Genomic DNA, 8,208 nt, shown 5'->3' with positions numbered 1-8,208 from the left:
CGCCGTGCTCACCTGAGTAAGGCGGCCGCCGTACTCAGGTGAGGAAAGCTTGAGGGCGCCCCTTCCCGAGGGGCGCCCTCCCCGAACGTCACACCAGCGAGCGGATCACCAGCGTCTGGTCGCGGCCCGGCCCGACGCCGATCGCCGAGATCGGCGCGCCGCTCATCTCCTCCAGCGCCCGCACGTACGCCTGCGCGTTCGGCGGCAGGTCCTCGAACGTCTTGGCGTCGGAGATGTCCTCCTGCCAGCCGGGCAGTTCCTCGTACACCGGCTTGGCGTGGTGGAAGTCCGTCTGCGTCATCGGGATCTCGTCGTGGCGGGTGCCGTCCACGTCGTACGCCACGCACACCGGGATCCGATCGAGCCCGGACAGGACGTCCAGCTTGGTGAGGAAGAAGTCGGTGACCCCGTTGATCCGCGTCGCGTACCGGGCGATCACCGCGTCGAACCAGCCGCAACGCCGGTTGCGCCCGGTCGTCACGCCGTACTCGCCGCCGGTCTGGCGCAGCCACTCGCCCATCTCGTCCTCCAGCTCCGTGGGGAACGGGCCGGAGCCGACACGGGTCGTGTACGCCTTGAGGATCCCGATCACCTTCGTCAGCCGCGTCGGCGGGATGCCGGACCCGGCGCAGGCGCCGCCGGAGGTCGGCGAGGAGGAGGTGACGAACGGGTAGGTGCCGTGGTCGATGTCGAGCAGCGTGCCCTGCCCGCCCTCCAGCAGCACGAACTTGCCCTCGTCCAGCGCCTTGCCCAGCACCAGCGACGTGTCCGCGATGTGCGGCTTGAGACGCTCGGCGTAGGCCAGGTACTCGTCCACGACGGCCTGGGCGTCGATGCCGCGCCGGTTGTAGACCTTGGTCAGCACCTGGTTCTTCTCGGTCAGCACGACCTCGATCTTCTTGGCCAGGATGCCCGGGTCGAGCAGGTCCTGCACCCGCACGCCCATCCGGTAGATCTTGTCGCCGTACGCGGGCCCGATGCCGCGCCCGGTCGTGCCGATCTTGGCCTTGCCGAGGTAGCGCTCGGTGACCTTGTCCAGGGCCTTGTGGTGGGGCATGATCAGGTGCGCGTCGGCGGAGATCAGCAGGCGTTCGGCGGAGATGCCCCGCTCGGCCAGCCCGTCGATCTCGCCCAGCAGCACCCCGGGGTCGATCACGACGCCGTTGCCGATCACCGGCACCACGTGCGGCGACAGGATTCCGGTGGGCAGCAGGTGCAGCGCGTATTTCTGGTCACCGATGACCACGGTGTGACCCGCGTTGTTGCCTCCCTGGTAGCGGACGACGTAGTCGACGTCGCCACCGAGCAGGTCGGTGGCCTTGCCCTTGCCCTCATCGCCCCACTGGGCACCAACGAGAACGGCAGCCGGCATGGTTCAGTCTCCCGAGCACAAAACGAAAACCCCTGGCGCAAGCGCGACAGGGGCTCTTGCGTAGAGAGACTACCCGACTGCGGCGTTTCGTCCCAAGAGTCAGTTCTTGCTCAGCGCGTCGTAGGCCGATCCGCTGCTGTCCTTGAGGAACTGCGTGCAGCGCTCGGCCTCGTCCTTCTCGCCGATCGCCTGCGCCGCCCTGGCCAGAGCGTACAGGCAGCGCAGGAACCCCCGGTTCGGCTCGTGCTCCCACGGTATGGGGCCGTGCCCCTTCCAGCCGCTGCGGCGAAGCTGGTCGAGACCGCGGTGGTAGCCGGTGCGGGAGAACGCGTACGAGGTGACCGCGTGCCCCTGGGCGAAGTACTCCTCCGCGAGAGAGGCCCAAGCCGCCGGGTAGGCGGGGAAACGGGCGGCCACGTCGGCGGCCTTGGCGCCGGACTCGAGCGCCTCCCTGGCCTCGGGCAGGTCCGGCAGGAGAGTCGGGGGCGGCCCGGCGAGAAGGTTATCCATAGGACAAGTCATACCCGCCGGGCCGCCGAAGTGGCTAGGAGATCTTCGTCCCGGCTGACTTGAGGTGCTGGCACGCCTCGACGATGCGGGCGGCCATCCCGGCCTCGGCGGCCTTGCCGTAGGCGCGCGGGTCGTAGGCCTTCTTGTTGCCGACGTCGCCGTCGACCTTGAGGACGCCGTCGTAGTTCTTGAACATGTGCTCGGCGACCGGCCTGGTGAAGGCGTACTGCGTGTCGGTGTCGACGTTCATCTTGACCACGCCGTACGAGATCGCCTCGTGGATCTCCTCCATGGCCGAGCCGGAGCCGCCGTGGAAGACCAGCGAGAACGGCTTCTCCTTGCCGAACTTGGCGCCGACGGCCTCCTGGATGTCCTTGAGCACGCTCGGGCGCAGCTTGACGTGCCCGGGCTTGTAGACGCCGTGCACGTTGCCGAACGTGGCCGCCAGCAGGTAGCGGCCCTTCTCGCCGAGCCCGACGGCCTCGGCCGTGGCCAGCGCGTCCTCGGCCGTGGTGTAGAGCTTCTCGTTCATCTCGCCGACGACGCCGTCCTCCTCGCCGCCGACCACGCCGATCTCCATCTCCATGATGATGTTGGCGCGATGGCACTTGTCGAGGAGTTCCTTGGCGATCTCCAGGTTCTCCTCCAGCGGCACGGCCGAACCGTCCCACATGTGCGACTGGAACAGCGGGTCGAGGCCCTTGGAGACCCGCTCCAGCGAGATGTCGATCAACGGCCGCATGAAGCCGTCGAGCTTGTCCTTGGGGCAGTGGTCGGTGTGCAGCGCCACCGTCACCGGGTACTTGGCGGCCACCACCCTCGCGTACTCGGCCAGCGCCGTGGCGCCCGTCACCATGTCCTTGACCGTCGAGCCGGACAGGAACTCGGCGCCGCCGGTCGACACCTGGACGATGCCGTCGCTCTCAGCCTCGGCGAAGCCGCGCAGCGCGGCGTTCAGCGTCTGGGACGAGGTCACGTTGATCGCGGGGTAGGCGAAACCGCCTGCCTTCGCGCGGTCGAGCATCTCGGCATAGACCTCTGGGGTTGCTATAGGCATGCTTCTTCTCCCTGGAAAGTACGGCTTCGCGCAGCCCAGTATCCCGGTCCGCTACCCCGCGTGGTAGAGACAACGCACGGCGACCACGGCCGTTCCCGTGACGGGTAGGCTCGCCTCGTGGACTGGCTTCTCAACCTCCTCGACCCGCAGTGGTGGCTGACCCTTCTCGGCGCCTTCGCCACCGTGGGGGTGCTGGCGATCATCTTCGCCGAGACGGGGCTGCTCATCGGGTTCTTCCTGCCCGGTGACTCACTGCTGGTCGCCGCGGGCATCTTCAGCTCGGCGGCGGCGGCGCAAGGCATCGGCATCGCGCCGCTGTCCTTCCCGGTGCTGCTGATCGGCACGCCGCTGTGCGCCGTCGCGGGGGCGCAGCTCGGGCATCTCATCGGGGTCAAGGTGGGCAGGAGGCTGTTCGACAAACCCGACTCACGGCTGTTCAAGCGGGAACACGTCCTCAAGGCCGAAAATGTCTTCATCAAGTTCGGCCCCGCCAAGGCGGTGATCATCGCCAGGTTCGTCCCGATCGTGCGCACGTTCATGAACCCCGTCGCCGGTGTGCTGGAGATGCCCGCCCGCAAGTTCTTCCTCTGGAACGTGATCGGCGGCGTCCTGTGGGTCGAGAGCATGCTGCTGATCGGCCACTTCCTCGGCAGCCAGGTCGACCCCGAGCAGATCGACAAGTACATCCTGCCGGGCGTGTTCCTCATCGTGCTGATCTCGGTGATCCCGATCATCGTCGAGGTGGTCAAGACGCGCCGGGCCGGCAAGAAGCTGCCCGAGCCCAACGGCAAGCACCACCGGGTGCCGCGTTGATCTGACCCGGCATACCAGGCGGTACGCTCCCTCTGTGGGACGCCACAGGTCAGATCCGATGGGCCTCGCCCGCCTAGCGCTCGCCGTCCTGGCCGCCCTGGGCGTGGTGACGCTCCTGGTCATCGGGGGTCGAGCGCTGCTCACCTCGCTGGAGACGCCGGAGCAGCCCGAGCGCGAGCGTGCCGCCGTCCAGCCGACCGCCAGCGCCCAGGCGCCGACGGTCCGCATCGAGTGCGTGGCCGACACCTGCCCCCTCGTCACCGTACGGGTGCCCGGCGGCGACGTGCTCCAGTACCGCGACATGAGCAGGGGCGAGGAGGTCAGCTACTTCCAGCCGGAGCTCGACGTCGTGCTCACGGACGCGGCCACGGTGCGGGTGACGGAGAACGGCAAGCCCCGCGCCCAGGGCAAGGCGGGCGCGCGGGAGGCGTTCACCGTACGGGGGCGCGGCGCCTGACCGCCCCGGCGCCGACCGGGCGGGCTCCTGAGAGGGTGCCCGCGCAGGCTGAGGCCGGTCCCGGGCCGCTCAGAGCCCCAGGTCCGGCAGCGTGAACGCCGACCGGTACTCCAGCCCCTCCTCGGCCATCCTGGCGGCCGCGCCCCGCTCGACGATGGTGGCCACCGCGACCACCTCCGCGCCCGCCTCCCGCAACGCCTCGACGGCCGTCAGCGGTGACGTACCGGTCGTGGAGGTGTCCTCGACGGCCAGCACCCGGCGCCCCTTGACCTCCGGCCCCTCGATCCGGCGCTGCATCCCGTGCGCCTTCTGGGCCTTGCGCACCACGAACGCGTCGAGCGCGCGCCCCTGGGCGGCGGCCGCGTGCATCATCGCCGTCGCGACGGGGTCGGCCCCCAGCGTCAGCCCGCCCACGGCGTCGTAGTCGAGGTCCTTCGTCAGGTCGAGCATCACCCTGCCGACCAGCGGCGCGGCCACGCCGTCGAGCGTGATCCGGCGCAGGTCGAGGTAGAAGTCGGCCTCCTGGCCCGAGGAGAGCACGACCTTGCCGTGCACGACGGCCTTCTTCTTGATCTCGGCCAGCAGGTTGTCGCGATCTGTCATGCCTCCCAGCTTAGGGACCTGATCAACGCGGCCGGACGGCCAGGGGCGGCCGGCGGCCCGGCCTTTCGGGGTAAAGGCGGCCCTCCGGTTTAGTCACGGCGGCGGTTGCGGAATGTATCCGCGAGGCAACCCTGAGTAATCGCGAGGTCACCATGAGCGTCGAATCGCCGCAGAGCGACGCAGATCTTATCCAAGCCGTCAAAGAGGGCGACGCCGCCGCCTACGGAGAGCTGTACGAGCGCCACGTGGCCGCCGCGCGCTCCCTGACCCGCCAGCTCGTCAGGGGCGAGGCCGAGATCGACGACGTGGTGGCCGAGGCGTTCACCAAGATCCTCGACCTGGTGGGGCGGGGCGGTGGCCCGGAGGCGGGCTTCCGCACGTACCTGCTGACTGTCGTGCGCCGCACCGTCTACGACCGGACGCGCATGGCGAGCCACGAGGTGGCGATGGGGGAGGTCGAGCAGTTCGACCCGGGGGTGCCGTTCATCGACCCGGCGCTCGTCGGGCTGGAGCGGTCGCTGATCGCCAAGGCGTTCCTGTCGCTGCCCGAGCGGTGGCGCGCCGTCCTGTGGCACACCGAGGTCGAGAACACCAAGCCCGCCGACGTCGCCCCGCTGCTCGGCATGTCGGCGAACGCGGTGGCGGCGCTCGCGCACCGGGCCAGGGAGGGGCTGCGCCAGGCGTACCTGCAGACGCATCTGAGCGCGCCGCCGCACCAGAGCTGCCTGCCGGCGCTCAGCAAGATGGGCGCGTACGTCAGGGGCGGCCTGGCCAGGCGCGACGCCAAGGCGGTGGACGGGCACGTCGGCCGCTGCCCGTCGTGTCACGCGGTGCTGCTGGAGCTGACCGACGTCAACCGGGGGCTGCGCGTCATCATCGGGCCGCTGATAACCGGGCCGGTCTTCGGAGGGTACGCGGCCGCGCTGACCCGGACCGGGCCTTTGGGCACGGGCAGCCGCCTCAGGACCGCCGGCGCTGGGGGCGCACTCGGTTGGTTCAGGTCCGTCAGCACGGCCGACCCAGCCGACCCGGCCGACACGGCAGACACGGTCGACACGGGTGGCGGCGGCGCGGGTGGCGCTGGCCATGCAGGCGGTGCAGGCGGTGCAGGCGGTGCGGGTGGGCGGATTCGGTGGGCGCCCAGGCAGCGGGTGGCGGTGGCGGTCGGCGTCCTGGCCGTCGTGGCGTCGGTCGCCGGGGCGTTCGGGCTGGTCTCGGCGGAGGAGCCGGTGCGGCGGCCGGTCGCCAGGCCGTTCGTCTCGGCGAACCCGCCGCCCGCGCGACCGGCCGAGAAGCCCACCCACGCGCCCCCCGAACGCACCGTCGCGGCCCCCGTCCCGCCCCGGCCGCGCGCCGCCCACCTCCGCGCGACGATCGACGCCCTTGGAGCCCTGGTACGCGACCAGCACGGCATCATCGCCATGCGGCTGCGCAACTCGGGCAACGGGCCGAGCGGCCCGCTCGTGGCCACCGTGAGCCTGCCCAACGGCGTCACGCTGATTCCCTCGGCACACCGCACCCACGCCGCCGCCAAGGCCTCCCCGATCGGCCACATGGGCACACGAGCGGCGTTCTCCCAGGTCGGCACCGACGCCCCGCTCGCCCTCGCGCGCGCCGCCGTCAGAAGAGTCGCCGTCGGGGAGGCCGTCGGCTCGCAAGCTGTCGTGCCTGTCGGCACCGTGGACGGCTGGTCCTGCCGCACGGCCGAGCGCGGCGCGACCTGCACAAGAGGCTCGCTCAAGGGAGGCCGCGCCACAGCCGTCTTCCTGCGCGTCCAGGTGGCTGCTGAGGCCCCGCGCGGGGCGGGACCCTCCGTACGCATAAGGGCGGGCGTCACGCGCCTCAAGGCCCGCTCCGCGGCGGGGGTGCGGCAGGCGGGCGCCCCGGCCAGGTTCGCCACGGACGGCAGGGTGACGGTCAGGGCGATCGGCAACTCCCTGTTGACCTGCCCGCCCCGCAGCGAGGGCTGCACGCAGGCCAAGGACCGCGAGGGCGACCGGCACGACGACGACCTGTGGCCCATGATCGCCGTGGACGAGGACGACGTGCCGGCCACGCGCGCCTCCAGCGGCGCCAGGCTGCGCCTGCCCAGGGGCGGTCAGGTCGTGTGGGCGGGGCTCTACTGGTCGGCCGGAGTGGAGGACGCCGGCCCGATCAGGGTGCGCGCGCCGGGCCGCAAGCGATACCTGACGGTCGCGCCCGAGGAGGTCATGGTCCGCGAGCTGCCCTCGGGCCCGGCCTACCAGGCGTACGCGGACGTGACCGGCCTGGTCGGCGGGGTCAACCGCAACGGCGTGTGGTGGGCCGCCGACCCGCCGATGGAGGAGGGGGCCGCGCGGCACGCGGGCTGGAGCCTGGTGGTGATCGTGACCGATCCCGGCGAGCCGTACAGCCAGGCCGTCGTGCTCGACACGGCCACCGTCGCGGGCAGCGACGAGGGGCGTGTACGGCTCCCGCTGGGCGGCCTGGTGCCCGGCGCCGCGCCCGCCCGGGTCGAACTGGTGACCTGGGAGGGCGACGCCGATCTCGACGGCGACAGGGTCACCGTGGGGGCCCGCCCGCTCACCCCTTCGGGCGGCGAACGCGACCCGCGCAACGTCTTCGACGGCTCCTCCGGCGGAGCACAAGGGCTGACATTCGGCGTAGATGTGGACACCTTCCATACCGAACTCGGCGATAAGCCCACGCTGGCCATCGTCACGCGCAAGGATGTGGTGCTGTTCGGGATCGCCGCGGTAAGCGTACGTGCAGGATCGTGACCCAAGTCCGACAAATTGGTACGGTCGTGACGGATGCACCGGCGTATGGTCTGGGCAGGGGCGAATCGTCGGGATTAACCCTCGGCCGATCTCCTGCTTTCATTACCCTGAGAGAGGGCCGCCGAGTCCGGCTCTGACGGTGCAGAGCCAGCTAGGTCGGACCACCAGGAAAGGGGCGGTGTCAGTGGATCGCTGCGCGCTGTTCGTGGACGCTGGCTATCTGCTGGCCGACGGCGCGATGGCCGTGCATGGGACCCGCCATCGTGAGGCTGTCGCCTGGGACTATCCCGGGTTGCTGCAGCTCATGTCCAACCTGTCCCGCGAACGCACCGGACTGCCGCTGCTGCGCTGCTACTGGTACGAGGCGACCGTCGAGGGCCGTCGCACCCCCGAGCACGACGTGCTCGCCGACATCCCGGGCCTCAAGCTCCGCCTGTCGCGCATCCGCCCCGGCCGGCGCGAGGGCGTGGACGCCCAGGTGCACCGCGACCTCATGACCCTGGCCCGTAACAGCGCCATCTGCGACGCCGTCGTGGTCAGCGGCGACGAGGACCTCGCCCAGGTCGTCTGCGACGCCCAGGACCTCGGCATCAGGGTGACCGTCGTCCACGTCGCCGCCGACGGCGGCTGGGGGCTC

8 protein-coding genes are annotated in these 8,208 nt (G+C 70.8%); 4 read left to right on the top strand and 4 right to left on the bottom strand.

Translation table 11 applies throughout. The annotated features are described in order from the left end of the window. Positions 1-88: 88 nt before the first annotated feature. The 3 genes from KME77_RS19690 to fbaA all read right to left on the bottom strand — a co-directional run bounded on the left by KME77_RS19690 (position 89) and on the right by fbaA (position 2,939). On the bottom strand, positions 89-1,372 hold the full coding sequence (locus KME77_RS19690; RefSeq protein WP_219469824.1) for an adenylosuccinate synthase: 1,284 nt from the start codon (positions 1,370-1,372) through the stop codon (positions 89-91). A 99-nt stretch (positions 1,373-1,471) separates the two neighbouring features. Beyond that, positions 1,472-1,882, bottom strand: a complete 411-nt coding sequence (locus KME77_RS19685; protein ID WP_219469820.1) for a DUF3151 domain-containing protein — start codon at positions 1,880-1,882, stop codon at positions 1,472-1,474. 34 nt (positions 1,883-1,916) lie between these two features. Continuing rightward, a complete protein-coding gene (gene fbaA, locus KME77_RS19680) occupies positions 1,917-2,939 on the bottom strand; it encodes a class II fructose-bisphosphate aldolase (RefSeq protein WP_219469816.1) in 1,023 nt (340 codons plus the stop codon). A 117-nt stretch (positions 2,940-3,056) separates the two neighbouring features. Here fbaA and KME77_RS19675 point away from each other — a divergent pair, with 117 nt between their 5' ends. Together KME77_RS19675 and KME77_RS19670 are read left to right on the top strand one after the other, a co-directional pair. Next, positions 3,057-3,752, top strand: a complete 696-nt coding sequence (locus KME77_RS19675; protein ID WP_219469813.1) for a DedA family protein — start codon at positions 3,057-3,059, stop codon at positions 3,750-3,752. Between the two features lie 34 nt (positions 3,753-3,786). Continuing rightward, complete coding sequence (locus tag KME77_RS19670) at positions 3,787-4,209, top strand: hypothetical protein (protein WP_219469811.1); 423 nt, start codon at positions 3,787-3,789, stop codon at positions 4,207-4,209. Positions 4,210-4,278: 69 nt separating this feature from the next. Here KME77_RS19670 and pyrE read toward each other — a convergent pair whose 3' ends face one another. Next, positions 4,279-4,812: an orotate phosphoribosyltransferase gene (gene pyrE / locus KME77_RS19665; protein WP_219469809.1), complete on the bottom strand. Its 534-nt coding sequence runs from the start codon at positions 4,810-4,812 to the stop codon at positions 4,279-4,281. A gap of 152 nt (positions 4,813-4,964) precedes the next feature. Between pyrE and KME77_RS19660 the strand changes: the two genes are divergently transcribed. Both KME77_RS19660 and KME77_RS19655 read left to right on the top strand, forming a co-directional pair. Next, a complete protein-coding gene (locus KME77_RS19660; RefSeq protein WP_219469806.1) occupies positions 4,965-7,571 on the top strand; it encodes a sigma-70 family RNA polymerase sigma factor in 2,607 nt (868 codons plus the stop codon). A gap of 184 nt (positions 7,572-7,755) precedes the next feature. Next, positions 7,756-8,208 (top strand): NYN domain-containing protein (locus tag KME77_RS19655; RefSeq protein WP_219469826.1); only part of this gene is annotated, 453 nt, incomplete at its 3' end.

The sequence above is a fragment of the Nonomuraea rhizosphaerae genome (assembly GCF_019396405.1).
GTDB lineage: Bacteria > Actinomycetota > Actinomycetes > Streptosporangiales > Streptosporangiaceae > Nonomuraea > Nonomuraea rhizosphaerae.
Note: the sequence above shows the minus strand (reverse complement) of the source record. Positions and strands in the feature narration are given on the sequence as shown.